A 15,797-nucleotide genomic window follows, 5' to 3' on the forward strand; every position below is an offset into this window, starting at 1 on the left:
CGATCACCTCGACTCGAGTTGTAAGGAAGTCAAGTAAGTGAAAGCAGTAAAGGAAGCGTGGGGCGGCCTGCTCAAACCGGTCTTCGTGCCCGCGTCCGTCATCATCTTCGTCATGATCGCCTTCTCCGTGGTCTATTCGAGCACCGCGGCGGATTCGTTCGACACACTCAACAAGGCGATCACGTCCGGCGTCGGCTGGTGGTACATCCTCGCCGCGACCGGCTTCGTACTGTTCGCGCTGTACTGCGGCCTCAGTAGGGTCGGCAATATTCGCCTGGGCCGAGACGACGAGAAGCCGGAGTTCGGCGTCCTGTCCTGGTTCGCGATGCTCTTCAGCGCCGGCATGGGCATCGGCCTGGTGTTCTACGGCGTCGCCGAGCCCCTCTCGCACTACGTGACACCACCCGAGGCCGGAGGCATCCCCGGCAGCACCGACGCGTCCGCACGCCAGGCGATGGAGCTGACGCTCTTCCACTGGGGTCTGCACGCATGGGCCATCTACGTGGTCGTCGGCCTCGGTATGGCGTACATGACCTACCGCAAGGGTCGCCCGCTGACCGTGCGTTGGCTGCTCGAGCCACTGCTGGGCCGCAAGCGCATCGAGGGCGCAATCGGGCACACCATCGATACGGTCGCCATCGTCGGCACCCTGTTCGGTGTGGCGACCTCGCTCGGATTCGGTGTACAGCAGATTTCGGCGGGGCTGGAATACCTCGGCTGGGTGGAGACCACCAACTGGTTCGTCATCCTGCTCATCGCCGCCATCACCGGCATCGCCACCTTCTCGGTGGTCAGTGGAGTGTCCAAGGGCCTCAAGTGGCTGTCCAACATCAACATGGGTCTGGCAGCTGCGCTCGCCCTGTTCGTGCTGCTCCTCGGCCCGACGCTCTTCCTGATGCAGTCCTGGGTGCAGAATCTCGGCGGTTACGTCCAGGCCCTGCCCGAGTTGGCGCTGCGCACCTCTCCGTTCTCCGACGACGGTTGGGCCGGCGGCTGGACCATCTTCTACTGGGGCTGGTGGATGAGCTGGGCACCCTTCGTCGGCATGTTCATCGCCCGCATCTCTCGCGGTCGCACCATCCGTGAATTCGTCTTCGGCGTACTGCTTGCACCGACCATCGTCGGTTCGCTGTGGTTCACGATCTTCGGTGACACGGGCATTCTGCGTCAGCGCAACGACGGCGATCTGCTCGACGCCGAAGGGGCCGTGAACACCAACACCAGTCTGTTCCAGGTGCTCGACGGTCTGCCGATTGCGGCGTTGACCAGCGTCATAGCCATTGCTGTGATCGTGTTCTTCTTCGTGACGTCCTCGGACTCCGGCTCGCTGGTGATCGACATCCTCGCGACCGGCGGCGAGCTGGAAACCCCGAAGATCACGCGGGTCTACTGGGCCGTCCTGCAGGGCGTGGCTGCGGCCGTGCTGCTGCTGATCGGAGGAACCAGTTCTCTGACTGCCCTGCAGACGATGTCGATAGCCACGGCAGTACCGTTCTCGATCGTGTTGGTGCTGGCATGCGTGTCGATGCTCAAGGCCTTCCGCTACGACGTCGCCACCACCCCGCGGTACCTGCGCGTCACCGCGACACCCGATGTCGGGGAGGACGAGCCTCAGGCAGCACCGGTGTCACCGGCGGCACGCAAGCGAGTGAGTGCCGGGATTTCGTCGACATTCTCCGGCTTGGCACCGTCTCGGGAAGGGGTGACGCCGCCGCGCACGGACGGCAGCGTCGTACTGGCGGTGCACGAGGTGCCCACCGAACAACTCGAGATTCACCCCGAGACGGGTGCGGTCGAGTACTCCGGCGACAACGCGCCGGTCGATCCCCTGGGCGGCGAAGTGTTCGACACTCAGGAGTTCGCAGATTCGGCCGAAGGCCAGAACGTCAGCAAGAACGCGGACTGAACGCCTTCTCACCCACCGATCTCTGGCCCTCGCGACATGTTCGCGGGGGTCAGAGGTTTTTCGAAGCCCAGTCGGTCAGTGCCTGCAGGGACGGCAGCAGCGCCGCACCGGACTGAGTCAGGCTGTACTGCACCGACAGCGGCGGTCCGTGATCCACTGTTCGCTGAACCAGGCCGGCTTTGCCGAGCTCTCCGAGCCGCTCGGACAGGACCGAATCGCTGATGCCACCGACGGCCCGGCGTAGGTCCGCGAATCCCATCGCCCCGTTCATCAGGGTGGCCAGCAGAATTCCGTTCCATCGCTTGCCGAGGAAGCCGAACGCTTTGGTCAAGGCTCCGTCGCAGGCACGAGGTTCGTGAGTGGGTTCGTTCGCGGCCATGACCCCACCGTACCGAAGTGCTACTGTCTGCCTTGCCACTTCTGATTCACTAGTGGCCTCAGAAATGAAAGCAGGGCTCATGTTCATCGCAACAGTCGTCGTATCGGTGCTGCTGGCCGTGGCACTCTCGTTCTCCGCCGTCGGGAAGCTGACGCGCAACCCCTCCGTCGTCCCGATGCTCGAGCAGGTGGGCGTGCCCGCAGACAAGATTCCGTGGTTGGCCTACGCAGAGATCCTCGGTGCCGTCGGCCTGCTCGTCGGCCTGTTCGCGTGGCCGATCGGGGTCGCGGCAGCCATCGGCGTCATCGCGTACTTCGTCGGAGCAGTCGTCGCGCACCTGCGCGTCAAGGACAAGGAATTCGGGCCGGCGGCAGGCCTGGCCGTGTTCGCCGTCGTCGCCCTGGTCCTACGGGTGCTCAGCGCCTGACCAGTCGTAGTCCATCTGGCCCGCGGTGGCGAGAGCCTGATCGGTGCTCGTCCACCGCGCGACCAGATGCAGTGCAAGGTCCAGGCCCGCACTGATACCGGCCGACGTCGCCAAATCACCGTGGTCGATGTATCGAACTCCCTCGTGCACAGCCAGCGCAGGCCAGCGCGTGCGCAACAGGTCGAGGTCCTCCCAGTGCGTGGTGACCGGACGCGAATCGAGCAGGCCCGCCGCGGCGAGAACGAACGCACCGGTGCACACCGATGCGACAACTTCTGCGGTGGGTCGAAGTCGCTGCAGCCACTGAAGAACTCGGCCGTCCGCTTCGACCGCGTCGACGACACCCCCGGGAATCAGGACGAGGTCGTAGGTCCGTGGATCGTCGATCGTGGTGTCGACGCCGATCCTCATCCCACCTCGCGCGCGTACCGCTCCGTTTTCGAGCCCGACGAGCGTCACGTCGAAAGGCACCGCGCCACCGGCACGTTGGGCCACCCGATTGGCCACCGAGAACACCTCGAACGGCCCGCAGGCATCGAGCACCTCGACGTCGTCGAACAACAGAATCGCAATGCTTCTCATTTCGCCTCAGCTGCTCGTGGTCGAAACGATGACGGGAACCATGATCGCTGCCGTCACCGCGGCATTGACGTCCGAGACCGCTTTGCGGACAGCCGCACCCGCCCACTCACCCTCGGCGATCTGCTTGGCCCTGGTCTTCAGTAGTTTCTTGTCGGCGTCGACGATGACCTTGTGCGTCAGATCGACTGCCGAGATCAGTGAGATCAGGGCAGCCGAATGCGGCGTCGGCGTCGTGTCGTCGACGAGGGCACTACGCAGTGCATCCCGCAGCACCTTCTCCCGAGAGGTGTCGCGAGCCGGCCACGTCATCGTCGGGAACAGTCCCCAGACCTTGTCCTGCTTCTCGGTGACGAAACCCTGCGCGACCAGACGCGCAGCCAGTTCCTTCGCCAGGTTCTTCTGCGACTTCTCGATCACCTTCTGCGGCTTCATCGGCCGCGACGCCGTTGCCACGAGATCGAACACCCGGCGCAGCAACGGGTCTGCGGGCGGATCTCCCGCGACGACGACGTGGTCCTTTTTGGTCTGCTCACCGGGACCGGTGATGCGGAGCGACCCGCCCAGGGCGAGCTCGACGACCAGCGCACCCGCGAGAACACGGGGCAACTTGGTGGAATCGGCCGATGGCTTGCCCGATTCGTCGTCGAGCAACAACAGCAGCAGGTCCTCCGCAATCAAGGTCATGCTGCGAGATTACCCACAGTGCGCGCTGGATTTGCGGTGTTCATCCGGGCGAAATCGACTGTTCAGTCGGCCCCGCCCACTCAGTTGATCAGACTCTGCCAATTCGAGGGCACCCGTTCACGGGGGCCCGGAACCGTCTGATCGAGCGGATGATGTTGCGGCGGAGCAAGTTCGGGCCCGTCGTACATCTGCTCGTCCTCGTAGTTGTAGAACCAGTCCTCACCGGGCTCGTAGCTGCGCACGAATTGGTGCCGAGTGGATTCGGCGTGCTTGCTGGCATGCTGCGACGGAGACGAGTCACAGCACCCGATGTGCCCGCACTGCGCACATCGCCGCAGATGCACCCACCACCCCTGCGTCTGCGTGCACTCCACGCAGCCCGGACCGGACGGCGGGACCGTCGGATCGATACCGTCGATTGTCATGATGCCTCCTCGATTGCTGGATGAACGGGCAGTCGCACGATGAACCGGGTGTCCCCTGGCTCGGACACCACTCGCAGATCGCCCTGATGTTTCTTCACCACGATCCGCCACGAGATGTCCAGACCCAGTCCCGTGCCCTCACCGACGGCCTTGGTGGTGAAGAACGGCTCGAATATTCGTGACCGAATGTCCTCCGGCACACCGGGTCCGGTGTCGCACACCTCGATCTGCACCTGATCGTCGTCGAGAAGTGTGCGGACGGTGAGTGTGCCGCGGCCCTCCATGGCCTGCACCGCGTTGTCGGTCAGATTGGTCCACACCTGATTGAGCTCGGCGGCATATGCGGGAATCGGCGGCACCGACGGGTCGTATTCCTTCACCACGCGGATATCGTCACCGATCTTGCGCCCCAGCATGATCAGCGTGCTGTCGAGTAGTTCCCGCACGTCGACGGTCTGGTACGGCGCTCGATCCATCTGCGAATACTGCTTGGCTGCGCCGACCAGAGTGGAGATGCGAGTGGTCGAATCCGAGATCTCGTTCATCAACAACTCGGTTTCCACCGTGTAGTTGAGCCACCTGATCGCCCCTTCGAGCATGGCCGGATCCCCCACCGTCGCCGACACCCGATCCAGCCACGGCACGTCGAGACCCGCCGAGACGAAAGTGGGGGCCAGATCCCATCCCCCGTCGATTCCGTTGTCGTCGAACCACTCTCCGAGCTCGTCCTCCCTGTCCGACGCCTCCATGGCCGTCAACTGGGGCGCCTTGGCCACCAACTCCACGGCCTCGTTCTGCAGTCCGACCAGATGCGACAAGCTCGAGCGATCGAGAGTCCCGCCGGCAATCATTGCCAATTTCTGCCGCATGTGCGCCACCCGATTTCGCAACGCGGACGTCGCCCGCACCGCGGCCGCGGCCGGATTGTTCAGCTCGTGCGTCAACCCGGCCGACAGAGAACCCAACGCCAACAAGCGTTCTCGTTGCTCGACGACCTGCTTGGTGTTCTGGTTTCCGAAGAACAATCCCTCGAGCAGATGCAGGGCCATCGGGAACCACTCGCGCACGATCGAGGCGAAGCAGTCGGCATCGAGGACGAAGAACCGGGACTGCGCGGTCACCCGCATCGAACCCTGATAGGTCTGCGGCACTCGATCACCCAGATATGCCTGCCACGCACCGGCATACACCCCACGCTGCGAGGTGCGATTGACCACCAGGTCTTCCCCGCCCGAGAGCTTCGAGAGCACCACCGAGCCCTCGATCAACACGTAGAAGCACGTCGCTGGGTCGCCCTCCGCGTACACCGGCCCCGGCTCGATCGTCTCGATGCGGCCGTCTCGACACAGCTCGGCGAGCTGTGCGTCGGTGAGCTGCTCGAACAAGAACAGCGTCCGCAACTCCTCCGGATCACACAGGGGCGCGTTCACGGGTTCGCCAGATATCTGTGCACCAACATCACGGCCATCGCTCCCTCTCCCACTGCCGACGCGACACGTTTGGCCGAGTCGGATCGAACGTCCCCGGCCGCGAACACCCCGGGCACACTGGTCTCGAGGTGATGCGGCAGCCGCGCGGGGGTCCACCCGGCAGGACCGCGGCCGTCGACGACCAGATCGGGGCCCGTCACCACGAATCCATGATCGTCACGAACGAGCACGCCCTCGAGCCAATCGGTGCGCGGTGCCGCGCCGATGAACAGGAACAGGTACTGCGCGTCCACTGTCGTCGTCTCGTCGGTTGCCCTGTTGTGCAGCGTGATCTGCTCGAGGTGCCCGTCACCGGAGACGCCGACGACCTCGGTGCACGGCCGAACGCTGATCTTCGGGTTCTCCTCGATCTGCTTGATGAGGTAGTACGACATCGATGCTTCGAGGGACGCCGCGCGGATCAGGATCGTCACCGACCTCGCGCCTCGCGAAAGATAGACCGCTGCCTGGCCGGCCGAGTTCGCGCCGCCGACGATGAAGACGTCCTGCTCGGCGCAGCGAGCTGCCTCGGTCATCGCCGACCCGTAGAACACCCCGCGGCCGGTGAAGTCGTCGATTCCGGGGGCCTCCAACCGGCGGTAGGCGACGCCGGTGGACAGGATGATCGTCTGGGCGCTGATGCTGCGGCCGTCGGCGAATCGCACGGTCCGCGCAGCGCCGTTGGTCTCCAAGGCCACGACGTCCTGCGTGGTGACCACCTCGGCACCGAACTTCAGCGCCTGCCGCCGAGCCCGCTCCGCGAGTTGTGCACCCGAGACGCCGTCGGGAAAGCCGAGGTAGTTCTCGATGCGTGAACTCTGCCCGGCCTGCCCGCCCGTCGCAGTGCGCTCGATCAACGTGGTGCGCAGTCCCTCGGACGCGCCGTAGAGCGCAGCGCCGAGACCGGCCGGGCCGCCGCCGATGACGACGAGGTCGTAGAACTCTTCCGACGGTGAGACCGTCAGCCCCAGGCGGTTGCCGAGTTCGGCATCGGACGGCTCGATCAGCGCGTCACCTTCGGTGGTGATGACCACCGGGAGCCGGTCGTCTGCCACTCCGGCCGCGGCCAGCAGACGCGCGCCCTCGGACTCGTCGGACATGTACCAGCGGTACGGCAGTCGATTGCGGGCGAGAAACTCGCGAATCTCCGACGACCGCGCAGACCATCGGTGGCCGACGATCTTGGTGTCCTCGACGGCTCGGTGGTCGTACGCGCACCAGGCCTCGAGTTGGGCGTCGAGCACGGGGTAGAGCTTTTCCTCGGGTGGGTCCCACGGCTTGAGTAGGTAGTAGTCGAGATCGATGACGTTGATGGCGTCGATCGCAGCGTCGGTGTCGGCATACGCGGTGAGCAGGATTCGCCGCGCCGTCGGGAACAGATCCATGGCCTGTTCGAGAAATTCCATGCCGCTCATGTTCGGCATGCGGTAGTCGGCCAACAGAATCGCGACCGGAGTGCCGCGCAACGTCAGCTCCTTGAGCGCATCGAGCGCCCCGGCACCGGATTCCGCGCGCACGATCCGGTACTGCTCGCCGTACCGGCGGCGCAGGTCGCGGGCGACCGAACGCGATACTCCGGGATCGTCGTCGACGCTGAGAATGACCGGTTTCATGACCCTCCAGGACTGGTGCTCGTCAACCTCATGAGCATGCCACCACCGGACCCCTTATGGGAGGTGAGTGACGGCGTCGAGCCTGGGAACAGCAGGGTCAGATTCGGCCGCGCCTGATCAGATCGATCTCCTGCGGGGTGAGCAGCCGCTCGAGCTTCTCGGCCGGCCAGGTACGCGGACTGCCGCTCATCCTGGCGGTCTTCAACAGGGGCAGATCACTGCTGGTACGACGCATTATCGACTGTAATTTCACGGTGGATCACTCCGAACAATTTCTTCGTTGGTCCCGACACTCCGCTTGCTACATCGATCAGTGTCCGCCCGGCGTTAACGCCGGGCTGGGATCTCGTACGGCGTTTCGCGCCGAAAGACCGTTTCTCCCCGCTCTACGTGGGGTAAACATCGGCCCACATCAACTGATCGGGGAACGTTCGTGAACACGTCGGGAAAATCCACGTCGGGACATTCGGGAACAGGCAAATCGGCTACAGGAAAATCACTGGCCAATTCGGTTCAGGACAACGGTGCATTCGAGAAGGCGGCCCGGGCCGGACACTTCGTCAGCGGAGTGCTGCACATCCTGATCGGATACATCGCCATCCGATTGGCGTTCGGTCAGGGCGGTAACGCCGACCAGTCCGGAGCACTCGCCGAACTGGCCGAGAAGCCCGGCGGCAAAATCGCACTGTGGGTTGCCGTCGTCGCGTTCGTGGCACTGGCCCTGTGGCGCATCGTCGAGGCCATCGTCGGCAAGAAGTCCGATTCCGACGAGGGCAGCGCGATGGATCGACTGAAGGCGGCGGCGCTGGCCGTCGTCTACATTGCCTTCGCGTTCTCCACCTACGGTTTCGCGACCGGGTCCGGTAAGTCCAGCGGACAACAGAACGCCGGCTACTCCGCGCGATTGATGGAATCCGGTGGCGGCAAGCTCGTTCTGATCGTCATCGCCCTGATCGTCATCGGCGTCGGCGGATACCACGTTTACAAGGGCGTCTCGAAGAATTTCCTCGACGACCTCGAAGGCAGCCAGAGCGGAGCGGTCGTCAAACTCGGCATCGCCGGATACGCGGCCAAGGGCACGGCGCTCGTGGGAGCGGGAATCCTCGTCGTCGTGGCGGTACTGCAGTCCGACCCGTCGAAGGCCACCGGAATCGATGGTGCTGTCAAGACCCTGGGAGCCCAGCCGTACGGGCAGGTTCTGTTGATCCTCGCCGGCGTGGGAATCGCTCTGTACGGCCTGTATGCGTTCGTCCTGGCTCGCTTCGCTCGCATGTGAGTGGAAGTTCGTAGTGGGCTACGAGGTTTCACTCACATGGTGGCCGAGTGTGGTCACGGCCACATAGGATGCACACGATTGGTGTGACGATCAGTTGCAGCTATTCCTACAACCCGGAGGCCCACGTTGAGCAAGACCCTCGAAGCCACGATCGACATCGATGCCAGTCCGCAGGCCGTGTGGTCGGTCGTCTCGGACCTACAGCGCATGGGCGAGTGGAGTCCGCAGTGCAAGAAGATGAAGGTCTTCGGCGGACCCGTCGGCAAGGGCACCCGAACGCTCAACATCAACCGCAAGGGCCTGCTCGTCTGGCCGACCAGCGCCAAGGTCGTCACCTTCGAGCCGAACAAGGCACTGGCGTTCCGCATCGTCGAGAACAAGACGACCTGGTCGTACACGCTCACTCCTACGGCAACCGGAACCACCGTCGTCGAGAAGCGGGAAGCCCCCAGCGGCACCTCGGCCGTGTCGTCGTTGCTGGTCAAGCGGATCCTCGGCGGGATCGACGAGTTCGATGTCGAGCTGGTCGAAGGCATGAACAGCACGCTCCGACGAATCAAGACCGAAAGCGAAAAGTCGAGCCGAAAATAACTTTTCTCAGGAAGGTTTCAGGTTTGTTGCCCCTGGGCATCCATGGTTTCGACAAGCAATCGAACACACGGAAAGTGGGGGCAACACATGTTGGGTCTCGGAATCATCGGCTGGATCATCATCGGCGGGCTCGCAGGCTGGATCGGCAGCAAGATCATGAAGACCGATGCTCAGATGGGCATCATCCTGAACATCGTCGTCGGCATCATCGGCGGCCTCATCGGCGGTTACCTGCTCAAGGTCTTCGGCGTCGACGTCGAAGGTGGCGGCCTGATCTTCAGCTTCATCACCTGCATCCTCGGTGCATGCATCCTGCTGTTCCTGGTCAAGCTCGTGACCGGTCGCAGCCGCGTCTGATTTCACTCGCACTTCCCGACTGCCGGGGCCGCTCACGTACTCTGTGAGGGCCCCGGCAGTCGTTTTGTTCGCCGTCCGATCAGTCCCCGGCGTCCAATCCCTGCCCGCATCCGAGCTCGCCCAACAGTAAGAGGAGACCGTGGCACGCCGTCCCGCCCCGATTGATCAACCACCCCGCACGGGAGTGGCTCACATCGTCGACCTGGTTCGCGAAACGGTTCCACCGCTACACCCCGCCGGACTGCCCTTCGTCGGCGGTCCCCTGGCCGTCGCAGTGCTCGGCCGTCGGTCGAAGTGGGTCCGCAATGCCGGGCTCGTCGCCGCAGGAGCCTGCGCCACCTTCTTCCGCCACCCGTCGCGGGTGCCGCCGAACCGCCCCGGCGTCGTCGTCGCTCCCGCCGACGGTTTGGTCACCCTCGTCGACACCGCCGTCCCGCCCGCCGAGCTCGATCTCGGTGCACAGCCCGTGCCGCGAGTGAGCATCTTCCTGTCCGTTCTGGACGTGCACGTGCAGCGTGTTCCCGTCGGCGGACGCGTGGTCGAGGTCGTGCATCGCCGCGGTCAGTTCAAGTCCGCAGACCTGGCCGAGGCCAGTGAGGTCAACGAACGCAACAGCATGCACATCGAAACCGATTCCGGTCACCACGTCGGCGTGGTGCAGATCGCCGGTCTCATCGCTCGACGCATCGTCAACAACGCGAAGGTCGGAGACGTGCTCTCCATCGGCGACACGTACGGCCTGATCCGATTCGGCTCCCGCGTCGACACCTACTTCCCGGCCGGGACGACGCTCCTCGTCGAACGCGGCCAACGAGCGGTCGGTGCCGAGACGGTACTCGCCGAGCTCCCCCAGTAGAAACGACATGATCACCAGACGCGCCAAGCCGCCTGCTGCTATCCGTCTGCTTCCGTCGGTCGTCACCATTCTCGCGTTGTGCTCCGGGCTGTCGGCGGTCAAGTTCGCTCTCGACGGTCAACTCGGAACCGCACTCGCGATGATCGGTGCCGCTGCGATACTCGATGCACTGGACGGCCGCATCGCTCGTCTGCTCGACGCCACCAGCAAGATCGGTGCCGAGCTGGATTCTCTGTCCGATGCAATCTCGTTCGGCGTCGCGCCCGCCCTGGTGCTCTACGTGACTCTGCTCGAGGGCAGTAGTGGCGGTTGGATCGTCGCACTGGTGTACGCCGTGAGCATCGTGCTCCGCCTCGCCCGGTTCAACACCCTGCTCGACGAGGACGACACCCCGGCGTACGCCCGCGAGTTCTTCACCGGGGTCCCCGCACCCGCAGGTGCACTCATCGCGCTCGCCCCGATCGCTGCGTTCGAGGAATTCGGCGACGGCTGGTGGGCCTCGTTCTACGTCGTCGCCGGCTGGTCGATCCTCACCGCAGGTCTGATCGTCAGCACCATCCCCACTCTCGCGCTCAAGACGGTCTCGGTGCCACCGCGCTTGGCCGCCGGTTTGCTGGTGTTGGTCGCGCTGCTCGCTGCCGCGCTCATCACCTTCCCGCTGGTCCTGCTGATGGGATTGGTGTTCGCCTACCTCGTGCACATTCCGTTCGCGGTGCGCTCGCAGCGCTGGACGGCTGCACGCCCGTACACGTGGGATGCGAAGCCGGCCGAGCGTCGCGCGGAACGCCGCGCCATTCGACGGTCACCCGGCAACGCGCGCCGGTCGCAGGCGCGTCTGGGACTTCGCCGACCGCGCAGCTGACGACCCCATTAGGTTGGACGTGTGACCGAATCCCGAACCCCCGAGCTCGTTCTCACCACCCGATTGAACACCTCCGCTGCCGACGCCAGACGAGGCGTCGTCCGGCTCCATCCCGAGGTCTTGGCGGCGCTCGGTCTGCGGGAATGGGATGCCGTCTCGCTCATCGGTTCTCGGCGTACGGCTGCGGTGGTTGCCGAGGCTCCCAGCGGAATCCCGCAGGGTACCGCGCTGCTCGACGACGTCACGCTCTCCAACGCCGGACTACGCGAAAATGCCTCTGTGGCAGTCGCTCCCGTGACGGTCTACGGGGCGAGAACCGTCAAGGTCACCGGATCGGCCCTGGCCACCGGTTCCATCTCCGACGCCACCCTGCGCCAAGCGCTACTCGGCAAGGTCCTCACCGTGGGCGACACCGTGTCGCTCCTCCCCCGCGATCTGGGGCCCGGCACATCGACGTCGACGGCCACGCAGGCACTGTCGCGAACGTTCGGGGTGGCGTGGACGACCGAACTGTTGACGGTCTCGGCCGTCGAACCCTCCGGCGGTCCCGTGAGCGTGCAACCCAATTCTGCGGTGAGCTGGGGACGCGGCACGGTCGCCTCGGGATCACCCGAATCGGCCTCGGCCACATCGGTTCCGACGCCCGGAGCTGCGGCCCCGCCACGCGTCAGCGCAGCCGACCTGGTGGGTATGAGCACTGCACAGGCCAAACTCACCGAGTGGCTACGACTGGCGCTCGACGAGTCGGAACTGCTCGCCACCCTCGGCGCATCTCCGCATCTGGGTGTGCTGATCACCGGCCCCGGCGGAGTGGGCAAGACGACGTTGGCACGCGCCGTCATCGGCGAACGGCGATGCGTCGTGCTGGACGGGCCGTCGATCGGCGCATTGGAGGCGTCGGCTCGCGTCGAACGCGTCACTGCTGCGGTGGACGAACTGACCGGCTCGGGGGTGCTGCTGATCACCGATGTCGACGCGTTGCTGCCGTCCGATCCGGAGCCTGCGTCGACGTTCGTCCTCGATGTGCTGCGCCGTGCCGTCGACACTCCCGGCTTCGCACTGATCGTGACGACGGCACATCCCGAGGCCACCGACGCCAGAGTGCGTGGGCAGGATCTGTGCGATCGCGAACTGACCCTCACTCTCCCCGATGCCGCCGGTCGCAGAGCGTTACTGGAGCATCTACTGAAGAAGGTCCCTCAGGAAGATGTCGACCTTGTCGAAATAGCCTCACGGGCACCGGGTTTCGTTGTCGCCGATCTCGCTGCCCTGGTGCGCGAAGCGGCGCTACGAGCGGCTGCGCGGGCATCCAACGATGCCACCGCCGCCTCACTGATGCACGACGACCTGATCGGCGCGTTGCAGGTGATTCGGCCGTTGTCGCGCTCGGGTGCCGAGGAATTGGCGATCGGCAGCCTCTCCCTCGAGGACGTGGGAGACATGGTCGAGACCAAGCAGGCCCTGACCGAGGCCGTATTGTGGCCGCTGCGTCATCCGGATTCGTTCGCGCGCTTGGGCATCGAGCCACCGCGAGGGGTTCTACTGTACGGCCCACCCGGATGCGGCAAGACGTTTCTGGTGCGCGCCCTGGCCAGTTCGGGCCAGCTCAGCGTGCACTCGGTCAAGGGCGCGGAACTGATGGACAAATGGGTCGGGTCCTCGGAAAAGGCTGTGCGCGAACTGTTTCAGCGCGCCCGCGACTCCGCCCCCTCGCTCATCTTTCTCGACGAAGTAGACGCCCTCGTACCGCGTCGCGGGCAGAGTTCGGATTCCGGTGTCGGCGACCGAGTGGTCGCGGCACTGCTGACCGAGCTCGACGGCGTCGAACCACTGCGCGACGTCGTCGTTCTCGGCGCAACGAACCGGCCCGATCTGATCGACCCGGCTCTACTGCGGCCCGGCAGGCTCGAGCGCCTGGTCTTCGTCCCGCCGCCGGATGCCGATGCGCGAGTGGACATCCTGAAGGCGTCGGGCAAGTCGATCCCGCTCGCCGAGGATGTCGATCTCGAAGCCCTCGCACGCGATCTCGACGGCTACTCCGCCGCGGACTGCGCGGCCCTGCTGCGCGAGGCCGCACTGACGGCGATGCGTCGGTCGATGGACGCAGCGGACGTCACCGCCGACGATGTCGCCACCGCTCGGGCGACGGTCAAACCGTCACTCGATCCCGAGCAGGTGGCGCATCTGCGGGCCTACGGGTCGTGAGCGGAAACTCGTAGCAGGCTACGTGTGCTGTCTTGATACATGTGGGACACGGGTGTCTCGATACATGTGAGACACGATTCTAGGCTGCGGGGCGGTGGAGTTGTCCTTGGTAGCGCTTGTCGGTGTTCAGGTGCAAGTGGCCGAGGACTTCTCCGCTGGCCGTGTAGGTGGTGATGTGGTTGCCGTCGCGCAGGACGGTCACGCGAGTGTGTGCGTGGGGCCGTCCGACCGAGATCGTGTGGTCGCCGACGGAGATCACGCCGGAGCCGGAGACGGAGTGGGTGCCGACTGTGGCGTCGACCTGGGTGGGTAGGTGCTGCGGGCCGCCCAGGGTTGCAGCGCGGTTCCATGCCTGCTGCGGGGGCATGTTCACGGCACTGTGGCGGCGGTCGTTGTTGTAGAACTTCTGGTAGCGGTTGCACGATGTCTGCAACTCGGCGGTGGTGGCGGGCCGGGTGGGTTGGTCGGTGAGCCACTGTTTGAAGGTGCGGTGGTGGCGTTCGACTTTGCCGTTGGTCTGCGGGTGGTACGGGCTCGAGTGAATGAGCCTGGCACCGGACCCGGTGACGACATCCGGGCATCCGATCTGGCCATGGATTACTCCATAGCCGGTCACAGTGCCCCGCAGCATCATCACAGCCCGTGTGTCACATGTCCGTGGACATCTCGTGTCTCATATGTCCCCAGACTGAACACGTAGCAGGCTACGAAGTTTCACTCACATGCGGCGCAGCCGCTCTCACTTCCAGCGGGCCAGAACTTCTTCGGCGCGCTTGGCGAGCACCATCTGGAAGATCGGGCCGAAGCTGATGCGACCGACGCCGAGGGAAGCGAAGTGCGAGAGGTCGCCCTCGGCGGGGTTGGCGATGGCGTTGATGGGCAGCGGGAGTTCTTCGGCGAGACGCTTGTAGTCGTCGTCGTTGTGGAAGCCGACGGGGTAGAGCGAGTCGGCACCGGCAGCGGCGGCCAGTTTCAGGCGTGCGATGGCGCGGTCGACGCGATCGTTCTCGTCACCGATCTGCTTGACGAACAGGTCGGTGCGAGCGTTGATGACGACGTGGACGTCGGTGGCGTCGGATGCCGCGCGGAGGGCTCCGACGAAGTCGGCGTGTTCCTGTGCTTCACGAAGTCGGCCGCCCTCGCTGTGGACGGTGTCCTCGATGTTGAGGCCGACGGCTCCGGCGGAGATCAGTCCGTCGATCAGGCGCTTGGGGTCTTCTCCGTAGCCGGACTCGATGTCGACCGAGAGCGGTGCGTCCACGGCGGCGGAGATCTGGGAGATGCGGGTGAGCAGTTCGTCGAAGGTGATGCCCTCGTTGTCCGGCTTGCCGATCGAGTCGGAGACGGGGTGGCTGCCGACGGTCAGTGCAGTGAAGCCGGCGGACACGGCGAGGTTGGCGGACCAGGCGTCCCATACGGTCGGCAGGACGACCGGGTTGCCCGGCTGGTGCAGCTCGAGCAGGGTGGTGGCCTTCTGGGACAGGTCGGTCATGGAGACTCCTTCGCGGCGGTTGTGGAGAACGTACGTTCTCCCACGTCCAACATACGCGCTTCAGTCGATCAAATCGAGGGCCTTCATTCGGTCGAACACCATCAACGACCCCGGGGCGACATCGGGCATGGCGGCGTACTCGTCGCGAGTGAAGTACCGAATCTCGGCGATCTCGCTGGTCGGCGTCGGCTCGTCGGCAAGATCGGCGAGAAAACACGTGATCTCGAGCGGGGTGCCCATCGGATGGCCCCAGGCCTGGCACTCGAATACTCCGAGCAGCCGAACGTCGATGACCGCGGCGTCGAGTTCTTCCCTGATCTCGCGGTGCAGCGCCTGCTCGGGCGACTCGCCGGGATCGATCTTGCCGCCGGCCATGTAGAAGGCAGATTTGCCCGTCGACCGCGTCTGAAGCATGCGGCGGTGGCGAACGTAGGCAAGACCGGCGGTGCGAATGGGTCTCGAATTACTCATCGACGATCGACTCTCTCTATCGGAAACGTCCGGTTTGTACCGCATGGCACGCCGTCGACCACGCAAAGTAGGATGGAAACCGACAAACGTGCCCGCCACCGTTCGGTGGTCGGTCCGCTATTTCTCAAAGACCGAGTCTTCGGAGACCCAGGTCGATTTCACACACAATTTCACGACCCTACTCATCGCCGCCCTACGACCA

General features: G+C 64.8%; 18 protein-coding genes. 8 read left to right on the forward strand and 10 right to left on the reverse strand.

The window, feature by feature from the left end; genetic code table 11:
- Positions 1–37: 37 nt before the first annotated feature.
- Positions 38–1,906, forward strand: coding sequence for a BCCT family transporter (locus tag J1M81_RS04740; protein ID WP_032382256.1), 1,869 nt, complete (start codon positions 38–40; stop codon positions 1,904–1,906).
- A gap of 49 nt (positions 1,907–1,955) precedes the next feature.
- On the opposite strand, the gene J1M81_RS04745 is transcribed toward J1M81_RS04740, so the two are convergent.
- Complete coding sequence (locus J1M81_RS04745; protein ID WP_032399579.1) at positions 1,956–2,285, reverse strand: helix-turn-helix domain-containing protein; 330 nt, start codon at positions 2,283–2,285, stop codon at positions 1,956–1,958.
- A gap of 79 nt (positions 2,286–2,364) precedes the next feature.
- On the opposite strand from J1M81_RS04745, the gene J1M81_RS04750 reads away from it, so the two are divergent.
- Positions 2,365–2,712: a DoxX family protein gene (locus J1M81_RS04750; protein ID WP_032399598.1), complete on the forward strand. Its 348-nt coding sequence runs from the start codon at positions 2,365–2,367 to the stop codon at positions 2,710–2,712.
- On the opposite strand, the gene J1M81_RS04755 is transcribed toward J1M81_RS04750, so the two are convergent.
- The 6 genes from J1M81_RS04755 to J1M81_RS04780 all read right to left on the reverse strand — a co-directional run bounded on the left by J1M81_RS04755 (position 2,692) and on the right by J1M81_RS04780 (position 7,720).
- Complete coding sequence (locus J1M81_RS04755; protein WP_032399580.1) at positions 2,692–3,294, reverse strand: DJ-1/PfpI family protein; 603 nt, start codon at positions 3,292–3,294, stop codon at positions 2,692–2,694. The genes J1M81_RS04750 and J1M81_RS04755 overlap by 21 nt on opposite strands.
- 6 nt (positions 3,295–3,300) lie before the next feature.
- Positions 3,301–3,978: a GPP34 family phosphoprotein gene (locus J1M81_RS04760; RefSeq protein ID WP_032399581.1), complete on the reverse strand. Its 678-nt coding sequence runs from the start codon at positions 3,976–3,978 to the stop codon at positions 3,301–3,303.
- Positions 3,979–4,058: 80 nt separating this feature from the next.
- On the reverse strand, positions 4,059–4,403 hold the full coding sequence (locus J1M81_RS04765; RefSeq protein ID WP_032382254.1) for a UBP-type zinc finger domain-containing protein: 345 nt from the start codon (positions 4,401–4,403) through the stop codon (positions 4,059–4,061).
- Positions 4,400–5,833, reverse strand: a complete 1,434-nt coding sequence (locus J1M81_RS04770) for an ATP-binding protein (protein WP_032399582.1) — start codon at positions 5,831–5,833, stop codon at positions 4,400–4,402. The genes J1M81_RS04765 and J1M81_RS04770 overlap by 4 nt, the downstream gene beginning before the upstream one ends.
- The gene (locus J1M81_RS04775; protein ID WP_032399583.1) at positions 5,830–7,485 is read right to left on the reverse strand and encodes an FAD-dependent oxidoreductase; all 1,656 of its coding nucleotides are present in this window, start codon (positions 7,483–7,485) and stop codon (positions 5,830–5,832) included. Before J1M81_RS04775 ends, J1M81_RS04770 begins: the two co-directional genes overlap by 4 nt.
- A gap of 97 nt (positions 7,486–7,582) precedes the next feature.
- Positions 7,583–7,720 carry a hypothetical protein gene (locus J1M81_RS04780; protein ID WP_155288428.1) on the reverse strand — a complete coding sequence of 46 codons (138 nt, stop codon included), beginning with the start codon at positions 7,718–7,720 and terminating at the stop codon, positions 7,583–7,585.
- Between the two features lie 264 nt (positions 7,721–7,984).
- On the opposite strand from J1M81_RS04780, the gene J1M81_RS04785 reads away from it, so the two are divergent.
- The 6 genes from J1M81_RS04785 to J1M81_RS04810 all read left to right on the forward strand — a co-directional run bounded on the left by J1M81_RS04785 (position 7,985) and on the right by J1M81_RS04810 (position 13,632).
- Positions 7,985–8,761: a DUF1206 domain-containing protein gene (locus J1M81_RS04785; protein ID WP_027498457.1), complete on the forward strand. Its 777-nt coding sequence runs from the start codon at positions 7,985–7,987 to the stop codon at positions 8,759–8,761.
- A gap of 126 nt (positions 8,762–8,887) precedes the next feature.
- Positions 8,888–9,352 carry an SRPBCC family protein gene (locus J1M81_RS04790; RefSeq protein ID WP_032399584.1) on the forward strand — a complete coding sequence of 155 codons (465 nt, stop codon included), beginning with the start codon at positions 8,888–8,890 and terminating at the stop codon, positions 9,350–9,352.
- 87 nt (positions 9,353–9,439) lie between these two features.
- Positions 9,440–9,709, forward strand: a complete 270-nt coding sequence (locus tag J1M81_RS04795) for a GlsB/YeaQ/YmgE family stress response membrane protein (protein WP_027498459.1) — start codon at positions 9,440–9,442, stop codon at positions 9,707–9,709.
- Positions 9,710–9,848: 139 nt separating this feature from the next.
- Complete coding sequence (locus J1M81_RS04800) at positions 9,849–10,565, forward strand: phosphatidylserine decarboxylase (protein WP_027498460.1); 717 nt, start codon at positions 9,849–9,851, stop codon at positions 10,563–10,565.
- Between the two features lie 7 nt (positions 10,566–10,572).
- Positions 10,573–11,427, forward strand: coding sequence for a phosphatidylcholine/phosphatidylserine synthase (locus tag J1M81_RS04805; protein ID WP_027498461.1), 855 nt, complete (start codon positions 10,573–10,575; stop codon positions 11,425–11,427).
- A 21-nt stretch (positions 11,428–11,448) separates the two neighbouring features.
- The gene (locus J1M81_RS04810; RefSeq protein WP_032399585.1) at positions 11,449–13,632 is read left to right on the forward strand and encodes an AAA family ATPase; all 2,184 of its coding nucleotides are present in this window, start codon (positions 11,449–11,451) and stop codon (positions 13,630–13,632) included.
- A 79-nt stretch (positions 13,633–13,711) separates the two neighbouring features.
- Here J1M81_RS04810 and J1M81_RS04815 read toward each other — a convergent pair whose 3' ends face one another.
- The 3 genes from J1M81_RS04815 to J1M81_RS04825 all read right to left on the reverse strand — a co-directional run bounded on the left by J1M81_RS04815 (position 13,712) and on the right by J1M81_RS04825 (position 15,595).
- Positions 13,712–14,266, reverse strand: coding sequence for an integrase core domain-containing protein (locus J1M81_RS04815; protein WP_241257734.1), 555 nt, complete (start codon positions 14,264–14,266; stop codon positions 13,712–13,714).
- Between the two features lie 105 nt (positions 14,267–14,371).
- Positions 14,372–15,124, reverse strand: coding sequence for an isocitrate lyase/phosphoenolpyruvate mutase family protein (locus J1M81_RS04820; protein ID WP_032365137.1), 753 nt, complete (start codon positions 15,122–15,124; stop codon positions 14,372–14,374).
- Positions 15,125–15,184: 60 nt separating this feature from the next.
- Positions 15,185–15,595 (reverse strand): NUDIX domain-containing protein, encoded by a 411-nt coding sequence (locus J1M81_RS04825; protein WP_052061644.1) that lies wholly within the window; start codon positions 15,593–15,595, stop codon positions 15,185–15,187.
- Between the last annotated feature and the right edge of the window lie 202 nt (positions 15,596–15,797).

This window comes from Rhodococcus sp. KRD175, from assembly GCF_017168275.1.
Lineage (GTDB): Bacteria > Actinomycetota > Actinomycetes > Mycobacteriales > Mycobacteriaceae > Rhodococcoides > Rhodococcoides fascians.

Excerpts from the sequence above, each read along its gene's own strand:
- J1M81_RS04755 (WP_032399580.1), bottom strand. The coding sequence starts at position 3,294 with ATGAGAAGCATTGCGATTCTGTTGTTCGACGACGTCGAGGTGCTCGAT.
- J1M81_RS04775 (WP_032399583.1), bottom strand. The coding sequence starts at position 7,485 with ATGAAACCGGTCATTCTCAGCGTCGACGACGATCCCGGAGTATCGCGT.
- J1M81_RS04745 (WP_032399579.1), bottom strand. The coding sequence starts at position 2,285 with ATGGCCGCGAACGAACCCACTCACGAACCTCGTGCCTGCGACGGAGCC.
- J1M81_RS04760 (WP_032399581.1), bottom strand. The coding sequence starts at position 3,978 with ATGACCTTGATTGCGGAGGACCTGCTGCTGTTGTTGCTCGACGACGAA.
- J1M81_RS04820 (WP_032365137.1), bottom strand. The coding sequence starts at position 15,124 with ATGACCGACCTGTCCCAGAAGGCCACCACCCTGCTCGAGCTGCACCAG.
- J1M81_RS04825 (WP_052061644.1), bottom strand. The coding sequence starts at position 15,595 with ATGAGTAATTCGAGACCCATTCGCACCGCCGGTCTTGCCTACGTTCGC.
- J1M81_RS04805 (WP_027498461.1), top strand. The coding sequence starts at position 10,573 with ATGATCACCAGACGCGCCAAGCCGCCTGCTGCTATCCGTCTGCTTCCG.
- J1M81_RS04750 (WP_032399598.1), top strand. The coding sequence starts at position 2,365 with ATGTTCATCGCAACAGTCGTCGTATCGGTGCTGCTGGCCGTGGCACTC.
- J1M81_RS04765 (WP_032382254.1), bottom strand. The coding sequence starts at position 4,403 with ATGACAATCGACGGTATCGATCCGACGGTCCCGCCGTCCGGTCCGGGC.
- J1M81_RS04780 (WP_155288428.1), bottom strand. The coding sequence starts at position 7,720 with ATGCGTCGTACCAGCAGTGATCTGCCCCTGTTGAAGACCGCCAGGATG.
- J1M81_RS04795 (WP_027498459.1), top strand. The coding sequence starts at position 9,440 with ATGTTGGGTCTCGGAATCATCGGCTGGATCATCATCGGCGGGCTCGCA.
- J1M81_RS04815 (WP_241257734.1), bottom strand. The coding sequence starts at position 14,266 with ATGATGCTGCGGGGCACTGTGACCGGCTATGGAGTAATCCATGGCCAG.